Source organism: Deltaproteobacteria bacterium, from assembly GCA_016210005.1.
Classification (GTDB): Bacteria; Desulfobacterota; Binatia; order HRBIN30; family JACQVA1; genus JACQVA1.
Genome location: JACQVA010000036.1, coordinates 1 through 24,573 on the forward strand (window position 1 = coordinate 1; position 24,573 = coordinate 24,573).

At 67.3% G+C, this 24,573-nt stretch carries 23 protein-coding genes; 17 read left to right on the forward strand and 6 right to left on the reverse strand.

The genetic code is table 11. From position 1 onward, the window contains the following. Positions 1-576: MoxR family ATPase (locus tag HY699_04725; protein ID MBI4515105.1), on the reverse strand; the 576-nt coding region annotated here is incomplete at its 3' end. A 181-nt stretch (positions 577-757) separates the two neighbouring features. Here HY699_04725 and HY699_04730 point away from each other — a divergent pair. The 5 genes from HY699_04730 (at position 758) to HY699_04750 (ending at position 6,439) form a co-directional block, all read left to right on the forward strand. Next, complete coding sequence (locus HY699_04730) at positions 758-1,945, forward strand: VWA domain-containing protein (protein MBI4515106.1); 1,188 nt, start codon at positions 758-760, stop codon at positions 1,943-1,945. Positions 1,946-1,963: 18 nt separating this feature from the next. Continuing rightward, positions 1,964-3,196 (forward strand): acyl-CoA dehydrogenase family protein, encoded by a 1,233-nt coding sequence (locus HY699_04735; protein ID MBI4515107.1) that lies wholly within the window; start codon positions 1,964-1,966, stop codon positions 3,194-3,196. 61 nt (positions 3,197-3,257) lie between these two features. After that, complete coding sequence (locus HY699_04740) at positions 3,258-3,824, forward strand: cytidylate kinase family protein (protein ID MBI4515108.1); 567 nt, start codon at positions 3,258-3,260, stop codon at positions 3,822-3,824. After that, positions 3,821-5,971, forward strand: coding sequence for a bifunctional (p)ppGpp synthetase/guanosine-3',5'-bis(diphosphate) 3'-pyrophosphohydrolase (locus tag HY699_04745; protein ID MBI4515109.1), 2,151 nt, complete (start codon positions 3,821-3,823; stop codon positions 5,969-5,971). The genes HY699_04740 and HY699_04745 overlap by 4 nt, the downstream gene beginning before the upstream one ends. Positions 5,972-6,040: 69 nt before the next feature. After that, the gene (locus tag HY699_04750; protein ID MBI4515110.1) at positions 6,041-6,439 is read left to right on the forward strand and encodes a RidA family protein; all 399 of its coding nucleotides are present in this window, start codon (positions 6,041-6,043) and stop codon (positions 6,437-6,439) included. 109 nt (positions 6,440-6,548) lie between these two features. Here HY699_04750 and HY699_04755 read toward each other — a convergent pair whose 3' ends face one another. After that, positions 6,549-6,740 carry a 50S ribosomal protein L28 gene (locus HY699_04755; protein ID MBI4515111.1) on the reverse strand — a complete coding sequence of 64 codons (192 nt, stop codon included), beginning with the start codon at positions 6,738-6,740 and terminating at the stop codon, positions 6,549-6,551. Positions 6,741-6,799: 59 nt separating this feature from the next. Here HY699_04755 and HY699_04760 point away from each other — a divergent pair, with 59 nt between their 5' ends. Continuing rightward, positions 6,800-7,408, forward strand: a complete 609-nt coding sequence (locus HY699_04760; GenBank protein MBI4515112.1) for an SCP2 sterol-binding domain-containing protein — start codon at positions 6,800-6,802, stop codon at positions 7,406-7,408. Between the two features lie 58 nt (positions 7,409-7,466). Here HY699_04760 and rfaE2 read toward each other — a convergent pair whose 3' ends face one another. Then, on the reverse strand, positions 7,467-7,964 hold the full coding sequence (gene rfaE2, locus HY699_04765; GenBank protein MBI4515113.1) for a D-glycero-beta-D-manno-heptose 1-phosphate adenylyltransferase: 498 nt from the start codon (positions 7,962-7,964) through the stop codon (positions 7,467-7,469). A 118-nt stretch (positions 7,965-8,082) separates the two neighbouring features. Here rfaE2 and HY699_04770 point away from each other — a divergent pair, with 118 nt between their 5' ends. The 7 genes from HY699_04770 (at position 8,083) to HY699_04800 (ending at position 16,549) form a co-directional block, all read left to right on the forward strand. Then, positions 8,083-9,483, forward strand: a complete 1,401-nt coding sequence (locus HY699_04770; GenBank protein ID MBI4515114.1) for a glucose-6-phosphate isomerase — start codon at positions 8,083-8,085, stop codon at positions 9,481-9,483. Then, positions 9,480-11,303 (forward strand): DNA mismatch repair endonuclease MutL, encoded by a 1,824-nt coding sequence (mutL, locus tag HY699_04775; protein ID MBI4515115.1) that lies wholly within the window; start codon positions 9,480-9,482, stop codon positions 11,301-11,303. The genes HY699_04770 and mutL overlap by 4 nt, the downstream gene beginning before the upstream one ends. 65 nt (positions 11,304-11,368) lie before the next feature. After that, the gene (gene miaA, locus HY699_04780; GenBank protein MBI4515116.1) at positions 11,369-12,280 is read left to right on the forward strand and encodes a tRNA (adenosine(37)-N6)-dimethylallyltransferase MiaA; all 912 of its coding nucleotides are present in this window, start codon (positions 11,369-11,371) and stop codon (positions 12,278-12,280) included. Between the two features lie 159 nt (positions 12,281-12,439). Continuing rightward, positions 12,440-13,255 (forward strand): hypothetical protein, encoded by an 816-nt coding sequence (locus HY699_04785; GenBank protein MBI4515117.1) that lies wholly within the window; start codon positions 12,440-12,442, stop codon positions 13,253-13,255. Between the two features lie 67 nt (positions 13,256-13,322). Beyond that, positions 13,323-14,576 carry an HD domain-containing protein gene (locus tag HY699_04790; GenBank protein MBI4515118.1) on the forward strand — a complete coding sequence of 418 codons (1,254 nt, stop codon included), beginning with the start codon at positions 13,323-13,325 and terminating at the stop codon, positions 14,574-14,576. A gap of 443 nt (positions 14,577-15,019) precedes the next feature. After that, on the forward strand, positions 15,020-15,784 hold the full coding sequence (locus HY699_04795; GenBank protein MBI4515119.1) for a helix-turn-helix domain-containing protein: 765 nt from the start codon (positions 15,020-15,022) through the stop codon (positions 15,782-15,784). A 117-nt stretch (positions 15,785-15,901) separates the two neighbouring features. Further along, on the forward strand, positions 15,902-16,549 hold the full coding sequence (locus tag HY699_04800) for a response regulator transcription factor (protein MBI4515120.1): 648 nt from the start codon (positions 15,902-15,904) through the stop codon (positions 16,547-16,549). Between the two features lie 34 nt (positions 16,550-16,583). Here HY699_04800 and bcp read toward each other — a convergent pair whose 3' ends face one another. Together bcp and HY699_04810 are read right to left on the reverse strand one after the other, a co-directional pair. Further along, positions 16,584-17,054, reverse strand: a complete 471-nt coding sequence (bcp, locus tag HY699_04805; protein MBI4515121.1) for a thioredoxin-dependent thiol peroxidase — start codon at positions 17,052-17,054, stop codon at positions 16,584-16,586. 198 nt (positions 17,055-17,252) lie between these two features. Beyond that, a complete protein-coding gene (locus HY699_04810) occupies positions 17,253-18,008 on the reverse strand; it encodes a 1-acyl-sn-glycerol-3-phosphate acyltransferase (GenBank protein ID MBI4515122.1) in 756 nt (251 codons plus the stop codon). A 236-nt stretch (positions 18,009-18,244) separates the two neighbouring features. On the opposite strand from HY699_04810, the gene HY699_04815 reads away from it, so the two are divergent. Then, positions 18,245-19,183 (forward strand): SDR family NAD(P)-dependent oxidoreductase, encoded by a 939-nt coding sequence (locus HY699_04815; protein ID MBI4515123.1) that lies wholly within the window; start codon positions 18,245-18,247, stop codon positions 19,181-19,183. Between the two features lie 50 nt (positions 19,184-19,233). Then, positions 19,234-19,752 (forward strand): low molecular weight protein arginine phosphatase, encoded by a 519-nt coding sequence (locus tag HY699_04820; GenBank protein ID MBI4515124.1) that lies wholly within the window; start codon positions 19,234-19,236, stop codon positions 19,750-19,752. Between the two features lie 15 nt (positions 19,753-19,767). Here the strand turns inward: HY699_04820 and HY699_04825 are convergent, their stop codons facing one another. Further along, positions 19,768-20,427, reverse strand: coding sequence for a glutathione S-transferase family protein (locus HY699_04825; GenBank protein MBI4515125.1), 660 nt, complete (start codon positions 20,425-20,427; stop codon positions 19,768-19,770). Positions 20,428-20,536: 109 nt separating this feature from the next. On the opposite strand from HY699_04825, the gene HY699_04830 reads away from it, so the two are divergent. Together HY699_04830 and HY699_04835 are read left to right on the forward strand one after the other, a co-directional pair. Beyond that, complete coding sequence (locus HY699_04830) at positions 20,537-22,051, forward strand: rhomboid family intramembrane serine protease (GenBank protein ID MBI4515126.1); 1,515 nt, start codon at positions 20,537-20,539, stop codon at positions 22,049-22,051. Between the two features lie 130 nt (positions 22,052-22,181). Beyond that, positions 22,182-24,197, forward strand: a complete 2,016-nt coding sequence (locus HY699_04835; GenBank protein ID MBI4515127.1) for a glycosyltransferase family 39 protein — start codon at positions 22,182-22,184, stop codon at positions 24,195-24,197. The last annotated feature ends 376 nt before the right edge of the window (positions 24,198-24,573 follow it).

Sequence of the window (24,573 nt, forward strand, 5' to 3'; positions counted from 1 at the left end):
CATCAGCGGCACGTCGGGAAACTCAATGTAATAGAAGATGCAGCGGCGCAGGAAGGCGTCGGGCAGCTCCTTCTCGTTGTTCGAGGTGATCATCACCACCGGGCGGTGCTGGGCGCTGACTTCCTCGCTGGTCTCGGTGATCGAGAACCGCATCTCGTCCAGCTCGCGGAGCAAGTCGTTCGGAAACTCGAGGTCGGCCTTGTCGATCTCATCGATGAGCAGGACGTGGCGCTCCTTGGCGGCGAAGGTCTGGCCCAGCGGCCCAAGCTTGATGTAGCGGCGGATGTCGGAGACATCACCGGAGCCGAAACGGCTGTCGTTGAGCCGTTGCACGGTGTCGTAGACATAGAGCCCGTCGGCCGCCTTGGTGGTCGACTTGATGTGCCACGACAGCATCGGCATGCCGAGGCCGTCGGCGACGTGCTTGGCGAGCACCGTCTTGCCGGTGCCCGGCTCGCCCTTGAGCAGCAGCGGCCGTTCGAGGGCGATGGCGCAGTTGACGGCATCGACCAGTGGACCCGAGGCGATGTAGCCGGGCGTACCTTGGAAACGCTTGAAGCCGTTGGCTTTACTCATGCCGGGCAGAACTAGCGCCGGCACGGGTTTGGATCAATACCCGCATGGCCGGCGCGGGCTACTAAGGTGCAGTCGGCAACGAACCGGCTAAGAGTTGTCGCCAATCGTCGGCCGAGAGTTCGCGCCCGCCCGGATCAACTGCCGGCTTGACTCTCACTCGCCGACCGACGATTCTCGCGCCATGTTCCTCGACCTCTTCTACGGCTTGCGCAACGAGGGTGTTCCGCTCGCCATCCAGGAGTGGCAGGCCTTTCTGCGCGCGCTTGAAGAAGACCTGCACGGCTCTAGTCTGCTGCGCTTCTACCACCTCGGCCGCGCCTGCCTGATCAAGAGCGAGACTTACTTCGATGCCTACGACCGCGTCTTCGCGCGCGTCTTCAAGGGGGTCGAAGGTAGACTCGACGAGCAGGCCACCGAGAGGGTGCTCGAATGGCTGCGTGATCCGAAGAACTTCCCCGAGCTCTCGCCCGAGGAACTGGCGCGGCTGGAGCAGCTGAGCGCGGATGAATTGATGCGGCGCTTTCTCGAAACGCTGGAGAAGCAGACCGAACGCCACGACGGCGGCGATCGCTGGGTCGGTACCGGCGGCAAGTCCCCCTACGGCCACGGCGGACAACACCCCACCGGCATTCGCGTCGGCGGGCCGAGCAAGAGCCGCTCGGCGATGAAGGTGGCGGAAGAACGCCGCTTCAAGGACTACCGCACCGACCTCACCCTCGATGTCCGCCAGCTACGCACCGCCTTGCGCCGCCTGCGCCAGCTCACCCGCGGTGGCGAGGCCAGCGAACTCGACCTCGATGAGACCATCGACGAAACCTGCAAGAACGCCGGCGAGATCGAACTGGTGTTTCGCCCCCCGCGCCGCAACGACGTGCACTTGCTCTTGCTCATGGATGTCGGCGGCACCATGGAGCCGTTCTTCGAGCCGGTGAGCCGGCTGCTCACCGCCCTGCATGAAGAACGCGGCCTGCGCCAGTTCCAGCCTTACTACTTCCACAACTGCGTCTACGACCACATCTACAGCGGCGCGCGCATGACCCGGGCCGAAGCCGTGCCCACCGGTGACGTGTTGAGCCGGCTCGACAACCGCTGGAAGGTGTTGTTCGTCGGCGACGCCTCGATGCACCCGGCCGAGCTGCTCGAACCCTTCGGCAACATCGATCCGCGCCGCACCTCCGATACGCCCGGCATCGCCTGGCTCCACCGCATCGCCACCCACTTCGAGCGCTCGGTCTGGCTCAATCCCGAAACGCCGCCCTACTGGGAGGCACACACCGTGCGCCTGATTCGCCGCCTCTTTCCGATGTTCCACCTCAGCGTCGACGGCCTAACGCAAGCCGTGCAAGCGTTGGTCGGCGCCCGCGTCTAGCCCCCGCAGGAGTTCCCGATGATCGAATGGAGCGAACAACACCTCATGATCCGCGACGCCGTGCGGCGGTTCATCGAAGCCGAGATCAAACCGAAGCTCGAACAGATCGAACACGGCGAGCAGCCGCCGTACGACATCATCCGCAAGCTGATGGCCACCTTCGGCATGGTCGATATGGCGCGTGCGCGCTTTGAATCCCAGATCGCGCGCGACCGCGCCCGCGCGCGCGGCGAGGCCGGCGCCGCCAAGTCCGGCGGCGGCGGCATCGGCGAAGCCGCCGGTTTGGCGCTGATCCCGATCATCGAACTGTGCCGGTACTGCCCGGGCATCGTCACCGCCATGGGGGTCAGCGTCGGCTTGGCGGCCGCCGCCATCATGTCCAAAGGGACGGTCGCGCAGAAGGAACGCTGGGGGCTGGCGCTGCTGACGATGGAGAAGATCGGCGCCTGGGCCATCACCGAGCCCGGCTCCGGCTCCGACGCCTTCGGCGGTATGAAGTCCACCGCCCGGCGCGACGGCGACAGCTACCTGCTCAACGGCAGCAAGACCTTCATCACCAACGGTCCCTACGCCGACACCATCATCTTCATCTGCAAGCTGGATGAGCCGGGGGTGGATGCGAAGCAGCGTAAGGTGCTCAGCTTCGTGCTGGAAAAAGGCATGCCGGGCCTGACGCAGTCCAAGCCGTTGCGCAAGATGGGCCTGCACTCCTCGCCCACCGGCGAGCTGTTTCTCGAAGACGTGCGCGTGGGCAAAGACCGGCTGCTGGGCGAGACCGAAGATGCCCCGGCGCGCGCGGGCGCCAAGGAGACCTTCTCGATGGAGCGCACCGGCGTGGCGGCGATGGCCTTGGGCATCGTCCAGCAGTGCCTCGATCTGAGCCTGGACTACGCCCGCACCCGGGTCCAGTTCGGCCGGCCGATCGGCGACTTTCAGCTCATTCAACTCAAGCTCGCCAAGATGGAAGTGGCGCGCATGAATCTGCAGAACATCGTCTTCCGGCAAATCGAGATGGCCGAACACGGCAAGGGGATGAGTTTCGCCGAAGCCTCGGCGTGCAAGCTCTACGCCGCGCAGACGGCCACCGAGGTCGCGCTCGAAGCGGTGCAGCTGTTCGGCGGCAATGGCTACATGGCCGAGTACCAGGTCGAGCAGCTCTGCCGCGATGCCAAGGCGATGCAGATTTACGCCGGCACCGACGAAATCCAGATCTCACAGATCGCCCGCAGTCTACTGGCGGCGGAGTCGTAGGCGGCTCAGCCGGCGCCGATTACTCGTTGTAGCCCTGCGCCGGCCTCGCTAGAATGCGCCCATGCTGATTACGATCTCCGGCACGCCCGGCAGCGGCAAGACCACGGTGGCGCGTTTGCTCAGCCGGCAGCTGGGGTTGCCCCACGTCTACGCCGGCGATCTCTACCGCCACGAAGCCGAGCGGCGCGGCTTGTCGCTGGCCGAGTTCAACCGGCTGGCCGAGCACGATCACTCGATCGACCGCGAGCTCGACGCCCGCTTGGCGGCCTACGCCCGTCAAGGCAACGTCGTGCTCGAAGGCCGCCTGGCCGCCTTCATCGCCCGGCAAGAAGGGGTGCCCGCGCTCAAGGTCTGGCTCACGGCTAGTGATGAGACGCGCGCCCGCCGTGTCGCCGAACGCGAGCGCGGCGATTGGCGGCAGATCCTCCAGGATAACCGCGAGCGCAATCACTCTGACGCCACCCGTTACCGGGCCATCTACGGCTTCGATCTTAACGACACCTCGCTCTACGATCTTATCCTCCACACCGACGACGAGACCCCGGCGGCGCTGACGGAACAAATCCTGGCGGCGGTGCGCGCCGAGTCGCCCAAGCAGCGAGCAGCGCCGGCGCGGCAGGGGCGATGAAAGCGGCCGACCTGATCGAGAAGGTCCGCGCTTACAACAGCGCCGGCGATGCCGAGCTCATCCGCCAGGCGTACGACTTCTCCGCGCGCGTCCACAAGGGCCAAAAACGCGAGTCGGGCGAGCCCTACCTCACTCATCCCGCCGCTGTCGCCGGCATCATCGCCGAGCTGCGGCTCGATGTTCCCAGCATCGTCGCCGCCCTGCTGCACGACACGGTCGAGGACACGCTGACGACGCTGGAGGAGATCGAGGCCGCTTTCGGCCAAGAGGTCGCCGCCCTAGTCGACGGCGTCACCAAGATCAGCCAGATCAACTTCACCAGCCGCGAGGAGAAACAGGCCGAGAACTTCCGCAAGATGATCTTCGCCATGGCGCGCGACATCCGCGTCATCCTGATCAAACTCGCCGACCGCACCCATAACCTGCGCACGCTCAACGCCCTGCCGGCGGAACGCCAGCAGGACATTGCCCAGGAGACGCTCGACATCTACGCGCCGCTGGCGCACCGGCTGGGCATCTACTGGATCAAGAGCGAACTCGAAGACAGCGCCCTGCGTTACCTGCGCCCGGAGGTCTACTACCAGCTCAAGCGCAACGTCGCCAAGAAGAAAGCCGCGCGCGAGCGCTACATCAAGGAAGTCATCGACGTGCTGCGCAAGCGGCTGGAGACCGCCGGCATCAGCGCCGAACTCTCCGGCCGGCCCAAACACTTCTACTCGATCTACCAGAAGATGCAGAGCCAGAACCTGCTCTACGATCAGATCTACGACCTGGTCGCCTTCCGTGTCATCGTCGACACCGTGCGCGAGTGCTACGAAGCGCTCGGGGTGGTGCACGCCGCTTGGAAGCCGGTGCCCGGCCGCTTCAAGGATTACATCGGCCTGCCGAAAGCCAACGGCTACCAGTCGCTGCACACCACCGTCATCGGACCCTACGGCGAGCGCATGGAGGTGCAGATTCGCACCCACGAGATGCACCGGGTGGCGGAATCGGGCATCGCCGCCCACTGGCGCTACAAGGGGCCGGGCACGCCGGCCGAGGAAACCCAGCGCTTTGCCTGGCTGCGCCAGCTGCTCGAGTGGCAGCAGAACCTCTCCGACCCGCAGGACTTCCTGCGTTCGGTCAAGGACGATCTTTTCAGCGACGAGGTCTTCGTCTTCACGCCCCGCGGCGATCTGTTCAATTTCCCCGAGGGCGCCTCGGTCATCGACTTCGCCTTCCGCATCCACTCGGAGGTCGGCAACCACTGCGCCGGGGCGCGCGTCAACAGCCGGCTGGTGCCGCTGCGCTATCGGCTGCACAATGGCGACACGGTGGAAATCATCACCACCGCCACTCAGACTCCCAGCTCCGACTGGCTCAATTTCGTCAAGACCAGCCGCGCCAAGGCCCGCATCCGCAGTTGGATCAAGTACCAGCAGCGCGCGCGTAGCATCGCCGTCGGCCGCGAAATCCTCGAGCGTGATCTGGCGCGCTATGACCTCGATCTGGGGAAGTTGCGCAAGGACGGCAAACTGGCCGCCGCGGTCAGCGGCCTGTCGGTGCGCGATGAAGACACCCTGCTAGCCGCGGTCGGTTACGGTAAGATCACCGCGCACCAGGTGATGGTCTACGTCGTGCCGCCCGAGCAGCTGAAGGCGGCGGCCGCGGCCCACGAAGAAAGCGCGCTCAAGCGGCTGTTTCGCATGGTGCGCCGCCAAGCCCCCGGCGGCGTGCGTGTCAGCGGTGTCGAGGACATGTTGGTGCGCTTCGGCAAGTGCTGCGACCCGCTGCCGGGCGAGCGCATCCTCGGCTTCATTACCCGCGGCCGCGGCGTCACCGTGCACACCATCGACTGCCCGCGGGTGCTGGAGAGCGACCCGCAACGGCGCGTCGAGGTAGTGTGGGAAGACGGCGCCCAGAAGGCGCTGCGGCCGGTGACCGTCGAGGTCACCTGCGTCGATGAGCCGGGCTTGCTGGCCGCCATGAGCAAGGCCATCAGCGGCACCGGCGTCAACATCAGCCGGGCCCAGGTCAAGAGCGAGCCCGACAAGCACGCGCTCAACTCCTTCGAGGTCATGGTCGGCGACGCCAACCAGCTCAACCGCGTGATCCGCGCCCTCAGCAAGGTGCGCGGCGTCACCCGCGTTGCGCGGGCGCGCGGATGATCGCGATTGCAGTTGGGCCGCAGTGGTAGCGCGACCGCAGGGCTGCGCGATGAGAGCTTAAGGAGCGACATGAAGACGGTAGTCAGCAGCGATTCCGCGCCGGCGGCCATCGGCCCTTATTCGCAGGCACTGCGCGCCGGCGATTGGCTGTTTTGCTCGGGCCAGATCGGGTTGGACCCGCTCACCGGCACGCTCGTAAGTGGCGCGGTGGTAGCGGAGACGGAACAGGTGCTGGCAAACCTGGCGGCGGTGCTCCAAGCGGCGGGCGGCTCACTCGCCGATGTGGTGCGAACGACGATCTACCTCGTTGATCTCAGCGACTTCGCGCGGGTCAACGAGGTCTATGCGGCCCACTTCCGCCAGCCCTACCCCGCCCGGGCGACGGTCGGAGTCGCCAGCCTGCCGCGCGGTGCACGGGTCGAGATCGATGCGATTGCCTTGCTCGCAGGGGCAGCCGCTACTCGCTGAAGATCCGGCGGGCGAGCCGCGAGGGTACGACCCGGCTTGGACGCCCTTCTCGCTTTCCCGTCGTACAGCCTTCGCCGGCTGTCACTTTTGACTTTCGGCAACTCGCCGGCTAAGCGGCCTTGAGGACCTTGCCAGTGCGCAAACAACGGGTGCAGACCAGAATACGGCGAACGGTGCCCGCAAGATTGGCGCGCACACGCTGCAGGTTCGGCCGCCACAGGCGCTTGGACTTGTTGTTGGCGTGGCTGACTCGATTGCCCACCGCGGACTGCTTGCCACAGACTTCACACATGCGTGCCATTGCTACTCCCTCACGAAAGAGCAGCAGAGCTAGCACAGCGACCCTACGGGTGCAACGCCATGAGCGACCATGATATCGCGGCCATCGAGGGTTATCTGCGCCAGCAGCTGGCCCCCCGGTTCGGCCAGATTGCCAGTGCGGCGGCGCAGCGTGCCGACCCGCTGCTGGGCGAAGCCCACGATCTACGAGCCGCCCGCGGTAGCATCGCCTGGCAAGTCACCGGCGCGGGCACCTGGTATCTCAACATCGCCGAGGGCGCGATGGTGGTGGATAGCTGCCCGCTCGAAGCCCCGTTCATGCACGTGGCGCAGTCGCTGGCGGATTGGCAGCTCTTCGCCGGCGGGGCGGCGAGCACCGGCTTCATGGGCGCCGGCGCTTCTCGCCGAGCGCTGGGCAAAGCCCGCATCGAGCGCTTGCGCAACCTCAGCGGCACCGTCCGCTTCGTGGTGACCGGCTTGGGCGGCGGCGGCGCGTGGTCGTTCGTAACCCACTTCGGCGCCGCACCCATGCCGCCCGAGCCGCAGACCACGGTGACGGTTGACGCGCTGACCATGCAGCGCTTGCAGAGCGGCGAGGTCAGCCCCCAGCTTGCCTTCATGCAGGGCAAAATCCGCATCACCGGCGACGTTGCCGTCGCCATCCAACTGGGCACGGTGTTGCTGATGTGAGCGGCAGCGCTGATTGACTACTGCCGTAGTCGCCGCGCGGCGCCAGGATTCTTTCCTGCTACTTTGGACTTTCGACTTCGGACTCTCGACTCTGGGACGTCGCCCGGATGCGCGCCACCAGCGCGCTGGTCGAGAATCCCGGTGCAAACCGCAGCGAGCGCACGCGGCCGCCGCGTGCGCGTACGATCTCGGCGCCGACGATGCGCTCGGGGCGCCAGTCTCCCCCTTTCACCAACACGTCGGGCTGCACCAACTCGATCAACGCCAGCGGCGTATCCTGAGTGAAGATCACCACCGCATCGACCGGCGCCAGCGCGGCCAGCACCTCGGCGCGCGCGGCCTGGGGCACCAATGGCCGGCCCGCCCCCTTGCCCAGCCGGCGCACCGAGACGTCGCTGTTGACTCCGACCACCAGCACGTCACCGAGGCGGCGGGCCGCGCTCAGGTAGCGCACGTGCCCGACGTGCAGCAGGTCGAAGCAACCGTTGGTGAAAACGATGCGCCGCCCGGCGCGCCGCCAGGCAGCGCAGCGGCGCTTGAGCGCCGGCCAACTCATTATCTTGCTGCGCACCCGTTGCTGATCCCGAATTCGGCGCCAGGAATCAAGCCCCCGCTCCGTTTCCTGTCGCGCCACTTCCTTGTCAACGCCCACGCCCGGTGTTAGGAACGGGACCATGCCGGACTATCGCCGCCGGGCCGCGCGCGAAGCCATGAGCGTGCGGCTCGACGTCAACGGCATGATGGCAGAAGCCATCGGCCAGCAGGGGACAACACGGGAGGAGGTGGAGGAGCTGGCGCTGCGGGCGGCGGAGCTCGCGCACGTGCTGCTCGCTCGCCGGGCGGCCGGGGAGCTGCCCTTCTACGAACTGCCGCACCGGCGCGAAGCGCTGGCGGCCGTCAACGCCGCCGCTACCGCCGTACGCGGGCTCGACACGCTGGTCGTCCTCGGCATCGGCGGCTCGGCACTGGGCGCACGCACGCTGATCGAGGCGCTCGGGCGCCCCAGTCCGCGCGTGCTGGTGGTCGATAACATCGACCCGGTCACGGTCGGTGCCCTGCTCGATGGCCTCGATCTTACGCGCACGGTCTTCAACGTGGTCAGCAAGGGCGGCGAAACCGCGGAAACCATGGCCCAGTTTCTCATCATCCGCGAGCAGCTGCTGCGCCAGCTCGGGGCGGTCGACTACAAGCAGCGCTTGGTGATCACCACCGACGCTGAGTCGGGTCACCTGCGCCAGATCGTCAACGACGAGGGCTTCCTCGACTTGAGCGTGCCGGCCGGGGTCGGCGGGCGCTTCTCGGTGTTGACGCCGGTGGCTTTGTTTCCTGCCGCCATCGCCGGGGTCAAGCTCGAGGAGTTGCTGGCGGGCGCCGCCTGGATGGATACACGCACGCAAGGTGTCGAGCTCTGGCGCAATCCGGCCCATCTGCTGGCCGCGTTGTTGTACCTGGCCGAGGTCAAACAGCGCCGCAACGTGGTGGTGCTGATGCCGTACTGCGATCGCTTGCGGCTGCTGGCGCAGTGGTTCGCCCAGCTTTGGGCCGAGAGTTTGGGAAAGGCCGAGACCGTCGACGGCCAGCCGGCCCACTGCGGCCAAACCCCGGTGGCGGCCCTCGGCGCCACCGACCAACACTCGCTGTTACAGCTGCTGATGGCCGGGCCGGCCGACAAGGTGGTGGTGCTGGTGCGGGTCGAAGATCACGGCCGCGAACTCAGCATCCCGGCGGCTTACGCCGATCTCGACGGCGTCGGCTACCTCGGCGGCAATTGCCTCGGGGCACTGCTGAACATGGAGCAACGCGCCACCGAGCTGGCGCTGGTGCAAAGCCAGCGGCCGGTGATCACGCTCAGCCTGCCGCAGCTCAACGCCTTCACGCTCGGGCAGCTGCTCTACCTGTTCGAGGTCGCCACCGTGTTCGCCGGCGCCTTGCACCGCATCAACCCGCTCGATCAGCCGGGCGTCGAGCGCGGCAAGCGCCTGACCTACGGCTTGGCCGGCCGCAAGGGCTTCGAGGCCCAGCGCGCCGAGGTCGAGGACTGGCAGGCGCGCAAGCGCACGGAGTACGTGCTGTGATGGAAGCCGCCGCGCGCCAAGCCAGCAGCGCCGGCGCCAACCGCGTGCGCGTGCTGGCGCCGGAAGTCGCCAACCAGATTGCCGCCGGCGAGGTGGTCGAGCGGCCGGCGGCGGTGGTGAAGGAACTGGTCGAAAACGCCATCGATGCCGGGGCGCAGCAGATCGACGTCAGCTTGGAAGACGCCGGCATCGGACTGATCGCCGTCATCGACGACGGCGAGGGCATGTCGTCGGCGGATGCCGTCTGCGCCTTCTCGCGCCACGCCACCAGCAAAGTGACTTCGGCCGACGATCTGTTTCGCATCACCACTCTGGGTTTTCGCGGCGAGGCGCTGGCGAGCATCGCGGCGGTGTCGACCACCACCCTGACGACGCGGCCGGCGGCGGAGCTGGCCGGCACGCGCGTGCTGGTGCGCGGCGGCACCGTTATCGAGGCGGGCGAGGCGGGCACGCCCCCGGGCACCCGCGTCGAGGTCGCCGACCTCTTCGGCAATACCCCGGCCCGGCGCAAGTTTTTGAAGGCCCCGGCCACCGAGGTCGGGCACGTCAACGAACTGATGACCCGCATCGCCCTGGCTTTTCCCGCCATCGGTTTCACCCTGCGTCACGGCCCGCGCCAACTGCTGGCCTTGCCGGCCGCCGGTGATCCGAGCGAGCGCATCGCCGCGATTTTCGGCCGCCAGCGCGCCGCCGAGCTGCTGGCCTTCAGTGCGCGCACGGCCACCGGAGAGGTGCACGGCTGGCTCAGCGGCACGCATGTGAGCATGCCGACGGCGCGGCAGATCTACACCTACGTCAACCACCGCTACGTCCGCGACAAGCTGGTCAGCCACGCGCTGGTGGCCGGCTACAGCACGCTCCTGATGCAGGGGCGCTACCCGGCGGCGGTGGTGTTCCTCGATCTGGCGCCCGATGAGGTGGATGTCAACGTGCACCCGGCCAAATCGGAAGTGCGCTTCCGGCGCGGCGGTGCGGTGCACGAGCTGTTGTCACGGGCAGTGCAAGAGCGCTTGCGCCAGCAGCCCGAAGTCGCGGCGGCGCCGGCCCCGCCGACCCCGGCGCCGGCCGGGTGGCAGATGCCGATTGCGCTGCGGCCCGCCGGCATGCCGGCAGCGCCGGCACGGCCGCCGGACGTGATCAGGCTGCGCCCGCTGTTGGCGCTGCCGCCGGCACCGCCAACTAATGGCGGCGCGGGCGAGCCGGTAGCCGCGGTTGCACCGGAGCCGGAGGCGGCGGGGTTCTTCTCCAGCATGAAGGTGATTGGCCAGGCCTTCGAGGGCTATCTCGTTTGCCAGCATGCCGAGGCGCTGGTGCTGATTGATCAGCACGCCGCGCACGAGCGCGTGGCCTTCGAGCGCCTGCGCCAGGCCTACGGCGCCGGGGGCGTCCCGCAGCAGCGGCTCTTGGTCCCGGCGCTGGTCGAACTCGGGCCGCGGGAGGCGGCGGTGCTGAACGAGCGGTTGGCGGAGCTACACGCGCTCGGCTTCGAGCTCGAGCCCTTCGGCGGCAGCAGCTTCGCCGTGCGCGCGGTGCCGGCGTTGCTGGCCGACGCCAACCCCGCGCTGCTGGTGCGCGACCTGGTGGAGGAATGCATCGAGGTCGGCGGCTCGCGCCGGCTCAACGAAGCCGCCGAGGCGGTGCTGGCACGGCTGGCCTGCCACAGCGTCATCCGCATCGGACAAACGCTGGGACTCGAACAAATCCGCGCCCTGCTCGGCGCCATGGATACCATCCCCTTCTCCGGCAACTGCCCCCATGGCCGGCCGGCCTATGTCACCCTCACCCGCGCTGAGTTGGAGCGCCTGTTCAAGCGCGCGTGAAGCCCGCTCTCGTCGGGGCCAAAGCCGTGCGCTCTGACAGCCGCCAGCCTCGTCCCACTGGTTCGATGGAGTCGCCCCTGGTCATAGCCCTGGTTGGCCCCACCGGCGTCGGCAAGACCGCCTGCGCGCTGGCGCTGGCCGAGCAGCTCGGCGCCGAGATCGTCAACGCCGACTCGCGCCAGGTCTACCGCTATCTCGACATCGGCAGCGCCAAGCCGAGCGCGGCCGAGCGTGCGCGCGTCGCTCACCACGTCTTCGACGTCGTCGATCCCGACGAGCCCTTCGACTGCGCCCGCTACCGCGAGCTGGCGCTGGCGGCGATCGCCGCAATTCAGCAACACGGCCGGCGCGCGCTGGTGGTCGGCGGGACGGGGCTGTATCTCAAGGCGTTGCGCTACGGGTTATTTCCCGGACCACCGCGTGATCCGGCGCTACGGCTGCGATTGGAGGCGGAAGAGGACGCCGAAGCCGGCAGCTTGCATCGGCGGCTGGCCGAAATCGATCGGACCACAGCCGCGCGGCTGCACCCGCATGACCGCGTTCGGCTTGTACGCGCGCTCGAGGTCCACACCCTTACCGGCCGGCCGCTGAGCGCGTGGCAAGCCGAGCACGGCTTTCGCGGCGAAGCCGTGCCCATGACCGTGATCGGCCTCACCCGGGCGCGCGCGCAGCTCCACCAGCGCATTGCCACGCGCTGCGCGGCGATGGTCGAGGCCGGGCTCGTCGACGAGGTCCTTAGCCTGTGGGCGCGCGGCTACCACCGCCAGCTGCCGGTCTTGCAGACCATCGGCTACCGCGAGATGGGCGCGGTGGCGGCGGGCGAGCTGACGATGGCCGCCGGCCTGGCCGCCATGACCCGCGCCACCTGCCAGCTCGCTAAGCGCCAGCTGACCTGGTTTCGCGCCGACCCCACCGTGCGCTGGTGCGACGCCGAGGAGGGCCTGGCGCCAACGCGAGCGATCCTGCTGCCGCGCTGATGTGAATCGCTACCAATCCGGTACGTTCTCACGCGCAATGACCGGGCAGCATCGGTAGGCGGCAGGTGGCAAATTGGACTAGACACCTCAGCTGGACGAGCGTTATACGGATAGCCGCATTTGCGATAGCACCGAAAGAACTGACAATTATCAGCGAGAATGGACCGCTTTGGTCTTGATCTCTGGGGTCCGAATCAGCATTCTGCACCGATCATGAAGAAGGGGGTAGTGATGCAGCCATACAGCAGAGTTGTCATGATCAGCGCGCTGGCCGTTGCGGTGAATGCTTGCACGCACACAATGAACGTGCGGAACCTCAACCAATACGTCAAACACGCCAACTCACCTCGCAAGCTGATCGTGTCGCTAGAGGATGGCTCTCGCGGCAGTGAACAGAAGTACTTCTCGTTCGTCCACGAAGCCCTGGCGACGCATCCGGATGTGAGCCGGGTCATGATGGCCGGGGAGGCGCAACCAGATGCCGTGCCAGATGTTGTTGTGAAGGTTACACCGCAGGCTAAGTACAACGGGTCGGGGTGGAACTACCTGATCACATTCCCGGGATTTGCCTTGTTCGCGCATGCCTGGAACGGCTACGTCTACAGCGCGGACCTGGTAACCGAGGTGGAAGTGTCTACTCCGGGGTCGCCTGAGGTCGCACGAAGCAATATTACGACGACCTACAACATGCGCCACTGTGACTTTGAGCGTGGCGCTTGGACCTCATCGGGGTGGTACACTCCGGGATGGGGCGGACTTAACTTGATCATCGGCTTCTTCATGGTGAATTACGACGAGGACAGCACGCCCGCCTTCCAGAAGGAAATCCGTTCTGCGTACGGGCAGTTCATCGCGAACTCCATCATAGAGACGGCCAGCGCTCGCCTTGAAGCCCGTGGCAGTTCTACCGGCGAGCCGGCGATATGCGCGACCTTCGATCCTTGGGGACGGGAGTTCCGGCTCGGGTGTGGCTAGCCTCGATCAACCCAGCACCGAAGCGGGCCTGCTGCAGGCCGGAGCCGGTTTGCAGTAGAATGCCCCCATGCTCATCCGCGACCCGATCCATGGCGACGTCGATTTGAGCCGGCTTGAAGTCGAGGTGCTCGACTTGCCGGCGGTGCAGCGGCTGCGCGGCATCAAGCAGCTCGGCACCGCGTACCTGGTGTACCCGGGTTGCGTGCACACCCGGTTCGAGCACTCGCTCGGCGCCTGTGCCGTCGCCCATCGCCTGATCGCAGCGCTGCGCCAGCGGGGCGCGATCATCGCCGGCGAGCTGGCCGAGGCCATCGGCTGCGCCGCCTTGATACACGACGTCACCCATGTGCCCTTCGGTCACACGCTCGAAGACGAGCGCCGGCTGTTCCCGCGCCACGACAAGGGCACGCGCCTGGCGCAGCAGCTCGACGGTGAGCTGGGCGCGCACCTTGCCCGGCTGGGCATCAAGGACCTGGTGGCCGCCCTGCTCGGCGCTCAGTCCGCGGCGGCGGTGCCGCGCTGGGCGCAACAGATCGTCGCCAGTACCATCGACGCCGATCTGCTCGACTATTTGCGCCGCGATGCCTACTGCGCCGGCCTGCGCCAGGACTACGACGATCGCATCTTCCGTTACTTCGTCATCGACGGCGACCAGCTCGGCCTAAACCTAACCAAGCACGGCATGGAGCGGCCCGACGCCTGGTCGGAGACCACCGCACTGTTGCGGCTGCGCTACTTCCTGACCGAGCGGGTGTACTACCACCACACCAAGGTGGCAGCCGGGGCGATGGTGTCGAAGGCGGTCGAGCTGGCGCTGCCGCTGGGCTTCGGCGAGCAGTCGCTGCTCGAACACAACGATTGGACACTGCTGGCGGCATTGGCGCAGCTGCCCGACCTCGGCGTGCGGCAACTGGTGGCGCGCTTGCAGCGCCGTGCGCTTTACAAACGCGGCTACGCCATCTCGTGCCGGACGGTGGCTGCGGCTGATCGCTCCCGCCTGGTGGCACAGTACCACGACTCGCCCGCCGCCCGCCGTCAAGCCGAGGCGGCGCTAGCGCGCACCCTCGGCTGCCGGCCGCACGAGCTGATCATCTACTGCCCGGCGCTGACGGTAATGAAGGAGGCCGCCGTGCTAGTGCGCCGCCCCAGCGGCCTGGCGCCGCTCAACCAGGACAGCGCCGCTGCCGGCTCGGAGATCGCCGCGCTGGAAGCCCGCTACGCGGCGCTGTGGCGGCTCTACGTCTTCGTCCCGGCCGAATTCGCCAGCGCAACCGCGGCCGCCGCCCGCGAGCACTTCGGCTACGCCAGCGAGTTCGCCTGAATACCCGAAGTCGAATGCCGTGTCCTCCGGAAATCGTCGCGCCGCGCGAAGATTCCACAGATCGTTGGCCCTGGAGGATAGCCCGGCCCGCCTTTCGTCATGCCGGCGAAAACCGGCATTCAGGCGGGGGACTCGGCCGCCCGTATCCACCTCGCGTTCGTGGGTAAGTAGCCGGCAGAGAATAAGAAACGCGCCACCGACAGCTACGCCCCCGCGCCCCAGAAGCTTGCCCGGCGCCAGCGGCGGCAGTTGCCTACCCTGCCCGGGCTCAGGCGCCAATAAGGGAAAACCCTAATGACCCCACGGGTATTTCCCAACTATCAACTCTAGTCTGCGTAAGCTACCAAATAAGTGTGTGCTCCTGGGCTGTGCGGCAAGCTGCACCGCCGGCCGGCTCGGGAGGTTGCAGTGAGGTTGCGGTTTTGCGGGCGAGGTTACGAGCTATGCAAGAAGCGCTGTGTATCGAGTTGGACCCGAACCTGCGGGCCGAGCTCGAGTTGATCATCAAGACCGGGCCGCCGCAACTGGGGCGGCGGGTGCAGATCATTTTGGCGCGTGCCGATGGCGTGTCCCTGAACGCCATCGGCGGCCGCGTCGGCATGCACCGCGACAGCGTGCGTCGCTGGGTGTTGCGATTCAACCATCGCGGCCTGGCCGGCTTGCAGCACGGCAACAAGGGCAAGCCGCGGAACGTCATCTTCAATGCCGCCACTCGGGCGGAAATCCGCCGCCGCGCCGATACGAACCCTCTTGGTTTGGGCGAGCCGTTCGCGCGCTGGTCGCTGTGCAAACTCCGCGACCACCTGGTTGAGCGTGGCATCGTTCGAACCATCAGCGTCGAGACGCTGCGCTTGATGCTGCTCAGCGAGCCTCTATCAAAGGTTTTTTGGACGCCTCGCCAGCGCGTCATCGAGCCGCTTCCGCCGGAAGTACGGCACCATCTCCTGGCCTCAGCCTACCACGCTGATCCGCAACAATCGAAACGAGCGCGTGCGCTGCTCGCGCTCGCCAACGGCGCCACCATAAGCGATGTCGTGGCAACGCAGCGGATCGGCAAGAGCCACCTGCGCCGCTGGCTCGCCGATTTCAGGCACTTCGGCCTGGCGGCACTGAATCCGCATGGGCCAACGCCGCCGGTTGGCGACACCGGCCGAGAGCTCAATACGCCGGCAAGCAGCAGTGGCCTCGCGCGCACCGCCGCGGCCTGAGCAAGGCACGGCCGGTAGTGGCCTGCTGCCCGGCGGCAGCTGGGAGTGAAGATACCGGCACGCGGGTGCACGTCGGTGTTCCAGGCGCAGTTCCCGCCTGCCCGCAGAAAGGACCAATTGAGCGTCACCATTGCGCTCGCGGATGACCACGCGGTGGTCCGTATCGGTGTGCAGGCGCTGCTGCAGGGCGAGCCGGATTTCACCGTGATCGGGGAAGCCGCCGACGGGTTGCAGGCGTTGGCGCTGGCGGAACGTCTGCACCCGGACGTGTTGGTGCTCGACGTCGCGATGTCCGGCTTGAATGGCTTGGAAGTCACCCGCCAGCTGGCGCAGCGAGCGCCGCGGACGCGGGTGGTGATCTTGTCGATGTACGCCGACGAGTCCTATGTCGCCGCGGCATTCCAAAACGGAGCCGCCGGCTACGTCCTCAAGGGAGCGGAACCGGCGGAATTGATTCGGGCGATCCACGAGGCCGCGGCCGGGCGGCGCTACCTTGGTGCACCCTTGTGTGCCGCGCCCGGAATGATGCGTGGCCAGCACCCGCAACGCAGCGTGCTCGATCCCTACGAAACCCTCACAACCCGAGAACGCGAAGTCCTCCAACTCGCCGCCGAAGGCCACACCAGCGCGGAGATCGCCGCCCGGCTCTACGTCAGCGCCCGCACGGTCGAGACCCATCGCGCCAACCTGATGCGCAAGCTCGGCTTGCATGGCCAGGCCGATCTGGTCCGCTACGCTTTACGCCGCGGAATCGTGCGGCTGTAATCGCGCCGTGGAATTATCCGCGAACTGCGGCCGGCTACTTCTCCGCCCCCAGCGCTGCCAGAACGATGGCCGGGTGAGCCTCCGCCTTGGCCACCTTGGCCCAATGCTTCTTGACCCGCCCATCCGGGCCGATCCACACCGTCGAGCGGATCACGCCCTGGGTCTTCTTCCCGTACATCACCTTTTCGCCGTAAGCGCCGTAGCGCGTCATCACCGTGCGCTCGGGATCGGAGAGCAACGGGAACGGCAGGCGGTACTTGGCGATGAACTTCTGGTGCGCGGCGGCACCGTCGGCCGAGACCCCGAGCACCACCACCCCGGCCTGGGTCAGCTCCCGCCAATGATCGCGAAAGCCGCAGGCTTCCTTGGTGCAGCCCGGCGTGTCGTCTTTCGGGTAGAAGTAGAGAATCACGTCCTTGCCCGTGAAGTCACTCAGCGAAACCTTCTTGCCCTCGGCGTCAGTAAGGGTGAACGCCGGGGCCGGCTTGCCTACTTGAATCGGCATCTGGCCCTCCTGCCCTCGCTCGTTTTCTGGCACGCTGCCACAGATCTCGGCCCAGGCAAGGGGGGCGATGGAGTCCGACCGCGCCGCGCCTTCGTCAACGGGCGCGGAGCGCGGTGGCGGGCTGGTGCTGCGTGGCGGCACCGCTGGGTGGGGCGGCGCGCATCCTGACCGGCTCCAACGCCGGAGCACCCGCTGGCGCTATCGAGCGCTGCCGCCGCGCCAGCGCGCCAGCGTGCTCTCGATCTCTTCCTGCACGCGGCGCAGCAAGCCCTCACGGTCCTCGCCGGCGCTGCGCGCAATCGGGGCGCCCAGGTACACGTGCACGCGGGTGCCGAACGGCACCGGAAGCAGGTTGTGGCGCAACAGCTTCCAGGAGCCGTCGATGGCGACCGGCATCACCGCGGTCTCGGGCGCGGCTGCGAGCAGCTCGCTGATGCCGCCGCTCTTGAACCGCCCGATCTCGCCGCTGCGCGCCCGTGTCCCTTCCGGATAGATCACCGCCGAGACCCGCCGCCGGCGCACGGTCTCGCCCAGCGCCCGAATCGCCTGCAGCGCCTGCTCGCGGTCGCTGCGGTCGATCACGGCATTGCCGCCGCGCCGCAGGTTGTAAGAGATGCTCGGAATCCAGCGCGCCAGCTCGCGCTTGGCGACGTACTTCGGGAAGTTGCTGAACAGCAAGGCGCCGAAGATCGGGACGTCGAACATGCTCTGGTGATTGGCCACCACCAGGTACGGCGTCCACGGCTGCACCAGCGGTGAGCGCTCCACCTGTAGCCTGGTGCCGCACAAGCGAAAGGCCCATAGCAGCGAGACCTGGAGCAATCCGACGACCAGCTCGTGGGGGCGTGCGCCCGCCAGCCGCGCCAGGCGCTGCAGCGGATCGAACACCAGCAGAAGCAAGCCGAAGGTGATCAGAAATGGGACGGTGAACAACCAATCGGCGGCGCGCTGCATGACGAGCCCTTGTGCTGATTTCGCGCGGCGCAGTCAATCGGCCGCTTCCGGCCGCTTCAGCCCAGGCCGCCCCGCCGCTGGTTGCTGAACCGCGCCGGCGCACCTTGACTTAGCGTAACCTTTCGGGGCAGATAGCGGCAGTTGTCCGAACGCGTCCGGCCAGTCCGGCGCGCCAGCGGGCGGCACACCCGGCAACGAGTCACAGCGAGCACATCATCTCAAAAGGAGGACGGCACATGGCAGGTTTACTTGAAGGTAAAGTTGCGATCGTCACCGGCGCAGGACGCGGAATCGGTCGCGAAGAAGCCTTGCTGATGGCCCAGCATGGGGCCAAGGTGGTGGTCAACGATCTGGGCGGCGGCTTCGACGGCAGCGGCGCCAGCACCGGCCCGGCGCAGGAAGTGGTCAACGAGATCAAGAAGGCGGGCGGCGAGGCGGTCGCCAACGGCGACAGCGTCAGCGATTTCAAGGCCGCCAAGCGCATCATCGAGTGCGCCGCTGACACTTTCGGCAAGGTCAACATCATCGTCAACAACGCCGGCATCCTGCGCGATCGCATGATCTTCAACATGGGCGAGGAAGATTGGGACGCGGTGATCGCCGTGCACCTCAAGGGCACCTTCAACATGAGCCGCCACGCCTGCGAGTACTGGCGCGAGGAGCACAAGAAGGGCAACCTCCTCAACGGCCGCATCATCAATACCTCGTCCGACTCCGGCCTGCTCGGCAACGTCGGCCAAACCAACTACGGCGCCGCCAAGGCGGCGGTGGCGCTGCTGGCCATCACCATCGACCGCGAAATGGCCAAGTACGGCGTCACCGCCAACGCCATTGCGCCGGTGGCGCGCACACGGCTGACCGTCGATGCCACGCCCTCGACCGCGGCCATCATGGGCGCGCCGGTGAGCGAGGGAGAATTCGACGTCTTCAGCCCGCGCAACGTCGCGCCGCTGGTGGTGTGGCTGGCCAGTGATGACGCCAAAGACATTCACGGCGAAGTCTTCCGCGTCGGCGGCGGCACCGTCTGGCTGATGCAGGGCTGGCACTCGGCCTCCAAGGTGCAACAACACGCCACTTGGGACGCGGCCCAGCTGGGCGCGAAGCTCAAGGGCGAGTTCGCCAAGGGCGTGGTCAAGAAGGAAAGCACCGCCGACATCTTCGCCGGCGGGCTCTAGTCCGCAAGTTTTCGAGCGGGGCGGGTGACGAACCCGCCCCGCCACCGCTCATGCCCTCTGCCGACCCGCAGGTTCCCTTCGCCTACCGCAAGATTCTGTTCATCTGCCACGCCAACACCAGCCGTAGCATCATCGCCGAAGCGTTGCTGAAGAAGATGCTGCGCGAGCGCGCCCTGCACGATCACCTCGCCGTGGAATCGGGCGGCATCGCGGCTTACGCGCGCGACGGCGCGCTGGTGTCGCTCGACGCCCGGCTGGTGTTGCGCGATGAAGGCATCCACATTTCGCCGGATTCCGTCTCCACCGACCTCAAGCGCAATCGCCATATGGTCGCCGATGCCGACCTGATTCTGGCGATGACCACCGAGCAGGTGCACATGATCCGTAACGCCTTCCCGGAAGCCGAGCACAAACCGGTGTTCACGCTGAAGGAATTCGCCGGCGGCCACGGCGATATCGAGGACCCCGCCGGCCGCGACGAGAACTTCTTTGCCGCCTGCCGCGACGAAATCAAAGCCTGCCTGGAACGGGCCGTGGAACGGCTGGCGCCGGTGAGTAACGGCGAGTGACGGACAGTCTCGCCGTCACTCGCCGCCGCCGCTAGGCCGCGCCGCCTCCAGGCCGCTCAACCACTGCCCGAACACGGGCCCAAGCGCTGCCGGCATGGCGGCGTCGGCGAAACGCAGCATGGCGCATTGGCCGTAGAGGGCAGCATCGGCGAGCGTGGGGCGCTCGCCGAATACGAACGGCTGCTGTGCCAGCGTCAGCGCGGTGGGCGCCAGTAAGCTACGAACTCGGGACGTCAGCTCACCGGCAGTGCGTTCCCATTCCTCGACGCAGCCGCGACCGAACTTGCGCTCTTTGATGAAAGTGAACAAGGCGCGATCGGCGGGCCGGGCAAAGCGCCGCCGAATGCCGGGTGAGGCCAGGCGGAATACCACGTCTTCCAACACCCCGTCGCACCAATCGGCGTAAGCCCAGATCGGTCCCTGCCAGGGCAGTGGCACCAGCCGCAGCCCCGGCGCGCCGGCCAGCAACCGCTCGCAGATCACGCGCGAGTCCACCGTCACGACGCCGGCATCATCCACCAGCACCGGCACCTGGATGTAACCGCCGGTCAGGGCGGTCAACTCGGTGCGATCACCATAGGGCACGTCGGCGATGTCGTAGCGCAGCCCGAGCAGGTCGAGCAGCATCTGTACCTTGCGTGCGTAGCAACTGTACTCAAAGCGGTAGAGTTTCATGTGGTCATCCATGCCCCGAGCCGCCACCGGCTGCAAGCGCTTCGCCACGTTCGTGGCTGGGCCGAAAAATAGCGGTTGTCGGTCATCAATGGGATGATAGATTGAAGACGTGCTGATTCCGATTGGCCACGACCGCGGGGCACTGCGACGCTTGCCGGTGATCACCTTCGGCATCATGGCCCTCTGCTACGCCGCCTATCTGGCGGACGACCTCGCCCGCAAGCGGGAACCCGAGCCGGTGGAATCGCTGCTGGCACGGGCGATCGAGTACTATGTCGGCCATCCCTACCTGGTGGCGGACCCGCTGGTGGAAAAGGCCGTGGCGGCCGCCGCCAGCCGGCGCAACGAAGCCGGGGCCGCGCTCAGCGAGCAGCTGCGGGGTCTGTACTCGGTCAGCGAAACGACGAGACAGGAGGAGCAGCTGGTGTTGGACCGCTTCACCGCCAGTTGGCGCAGCGCCCGGCAGGCGCGCATGGATTGGCGCTGGGGGCTGATCCCGACGCACTTCTCCACCGCCAACCTGGTGAGCTACATGTTCGTTCACGGCGGGTTCTTGCACCTGCTCTCCAACATGCTGTTCCTATATCTCGCCGGCCCGTTCATCGAAGACGTCTGGGGGCGGGGATTGTTCGGACTCTTCTATCTGCTGGCGGGGGTATTTTCGGCCGGCATGTTCACCGTGCAGTATCCCGAGCTGTCGGTGCCACTGGTGGGCGCCTCGGGCGCGATCGCCGGCGCGCTCGGGGCGTTCTTCGTGCGCCACCCGAGCGCCAAGATCCGTTTCCTGCTGTTTCTGGGTTTCTTCCGCACCACCTTCAGCGCGCCCGCCTGGTTGATGTTGCCGCTGTGGTTCTTGGCCGAACTCAACTCGGCCACCGCCAGGGATACGCTGGCGCCGGGCAGCGGCGGCGGCGGGGTGGCTTACTGGGCGCACGTCTGGGGTTTCGTCTTCGGCGCACTGGTGGCCGGCGGCGTGCGCGGTTTCAAGTTGGAGGAGCGCTTCCTCAGTGAGGCGATCGAGGCCCGCATGGTCGCCGCCGTCGCAAGCCCGGTGCTGGACCGGGTGCAGCGAGCGCTGCAAGCGAACCGGCTCGACGAGGCCTGGAGCCTGTTGCAGGCGGAGTTGGCCCGCCATCCGGCCAATCGCGACGCAGCGCTGGCGTATTGGGAGCTGGCGCAGCGCCTGGGGCGCGCGCTGCAAGCGGCGCCGGTGCTGACCCGACTGATCGGCGTCGACCTGCGCGACGGCGACACGGAATCAGCATGCGCTCACTGGCGCGCCGTGCGCGCGCAGCTCCCTGAGGCCAGGCTGGAGCCCGAGTTGGCGGTGCAGTTGAGCGAGCGGCTGGTCAAGTCGGGCCGCAACCTCGAGGCCGGCGAGATCATCCGCGGCGCGCTGCAGCAGTTGAACCCGCGGACCGCGGCGGACGTGCTGTTGCGGTTGGCCCGGGTGGCATGCAGCGCGGACCGTGCGCTGGCGCCGGAGGCCATCGCCCGCGCGCTGGCCCACCCCAGCCTGCCGCCGCAAACGCGCGACGAGCTGCGCCAGCTCGCCTCCGTCAGCCGGCCGCTCCAGCTCGACGGCACTGGCCCAGACCTTAAAGCCTGGCGCGGCGGATCATAGGACGGAGAGCACTCGCCGGGCCCGACCAGACCACTGCGTGTTATCGCCGGGTCGAGGCAGTGAGCCGCGCGGGCGCCCGGCGGTTTGTGTTTTACGCCGCTCTCGCTATTCTCCGCCCACCACCGCCCGCATGAGTCGCCGCCGCTCACTGTACCTGCTCGCCGTCGCCGTCTTGCTCGTGGCGGCGGCGCACCTGACACTGACTTGGGCCGACCTGGTCGTGCCGTACCTACACGGCCGGTTTGGCGCCGGCGTGCGTGTGCTCACTTGTTTCAAGGAAGCCGTGCTCCCGTGCGGAGTCGGCCTCGGGCTCGCGCTCTTCCTTGCTGGCACCGGGCTGCTGGCGCTGGCAGCGGGCGTGCCGCCGGCACGGGCGGATTCGCCGGGACCGGAGGCGGCCCGGCCGGCATTGCAGAGGGCGACATACGGCTGTGCTGCGGTGGCGCTCGCGCTCGGAATCGCCGCCGCCTGGCTCGCCACCGCGCATCCGTTGTCGCCCTGGGTGGTGGTGAGCTGGTTCGCCGGCATCACCGCCGCACTGGCGGCGGCAACGATTGCCGACCGTGACCGCGGCACGCGCATTGCCAGCCCGTTCTCAGGCCGCGAGGTGGGCATGCTGCTGCTCTTGGTGGCGGTGGATCTGATCCTGATCGCGCACGACCTGAGCGACTGGCGCTGGTCGGGCACACCCGACGAGGCCGACTTTTTCGGCGTGGCCAAGTCGATCGCGCTGGGGCAGTCGCAGCGCCCCCTGCTTTCGGAAGCCGGTGTGTTTGAAGTTCACCCGGTGTTATCGTCGTACTATCAGAGTCTGTTCCTGCGCCTGTTCGGCGCCAACATCTTCGCCTGGCGGCTGTCCTCGGCGGCGGCGCTGGCCGGCTCGCTGCCGTTCGTCTACCTGCTCGGGCGCGAGCTGTGGACCCGGCGCAGCGGTTGGCTGGCGGCGCTGCTGTTCGCCCCGGCCCAGCTGGCGGTGGGCTTTGCGCATTACGGCTATAACAACGTGCACGTCTACCCGGTGGTCACGGGGGCGCTGGCGCTGCTGGCCTGGGGGCATCGCCGGCGCAGCACGCTGGCTTACTTTCTCGCCGGCGGCGTGGCCGGTCTCGGCTTCTATACCTTTTACGCCGCCCGCTTGAGCGCGCCGCTTCTGGTGCTGCTGGGCGTAAGCTTAGGCGGCCTGCCGCTGCGCCGGGGCGACCGCCAGCTAACGCTGGCGCTGCTTATCGGTCTGGTTGTGACCACCTTGCCGATGTGGGGCCGCCTCGACGTGGTGCTCAGCCACATGTTTCGCTTCACCAGTCTGAGCAGCGAGGAGGGGCGCAGCTTCAGCGACTTCGCTTCGGTGTGGGCGTGGCTCGCCGCGGTCATGGGCGAGAGCCGGGTGTTCGAGCAGTGGATGCTGGCGTTGTTCTACGGGGTCTGGTTCAAGGGGCCGCATCACATGCAGTGGAATCCGATCGTGGATCCGATCTCGAGTGCCTTGGCCGGCGCCGGGATGTGGCTCGGGTTGGCGAATCTTCGCCGGCGCGCCAACCTGGGATTCGTCACCGTGGCCTACGTGTCGGTGGCGCTGGTGATCGGCGCCACCGCGCCGTACTACCGGCCGCCGCTGACACGGCTATTGTTCCTCTCGCCCTTCACCGCGCTACTGGCGGCCGTCGCTCTCGATCAGTTGCTAAGCTGGACGGCGGCATCAGAGCGCTCGGCCCGCCGCGCCGGCGCGGCGCTGGTGGCGGTGGCGGCGGCCTGGAACATCGGCGCGCTGCAATACAGTATCCGTTACCACTACCACGGCTACGGCGCCGGCACTACTAGTGAGTTGATCCGACTGGTGCAGCAGGTGCCCGCCGGCGTCAAGATCGTCTTCGTGCAGCGGACCGATACCGACAACGAAGGGGTCGATGAGATCTTTGACGAATACGGCATGCGCGAGCGGCTGGCATATCTGCACGGCGTCACCCCGCGCGTTCGAGCGACGCTGGCGTCGGTGCGGGCGCCGGTGCTGATTTCGTACGAGCTGCACGAGCCCGCGCAAGCCCAAGCAGTCGAGGCTGCACTCAACGAGCGCTTCCCGGACGCGCGCTGGCAGGACTCCGACCCCGGCCAGCGCTGGAACCTGCGCTATTTCTACCTCCCGGAGTAAGCATGAACCGGCGCAAAGCCGTAACCGGTGCGGCTGACGGCCGCTCGGCTCCACGTTGAGTACCTGGGCGGCGCCGCCACGCCTGGAGGGGCGCGCTTTTCCTGAGCCAGCCTTGTCGAAGGGGCCCAGGGCGGATGGGGGCCCGGCGTCGGAGTCCGGTCCACGTCGCCCGAACTTCCATTCGAGCCCGGAGTGGACATCCGCCTACCCGCCGGTGTCGGGCGGTGGGCGAGGGAGGGTGCGCGACAAATTTGTGGGTAACGTGGTTCGGTGTTATGGCCGTCATTCCCGCGAAAGCGGGAATCCAGTTTGGCGTTTGGCGCTATGGACAAGCAGTTCTGCGTTTACATCCTGGCCAGCAAACGGAACGGCACGC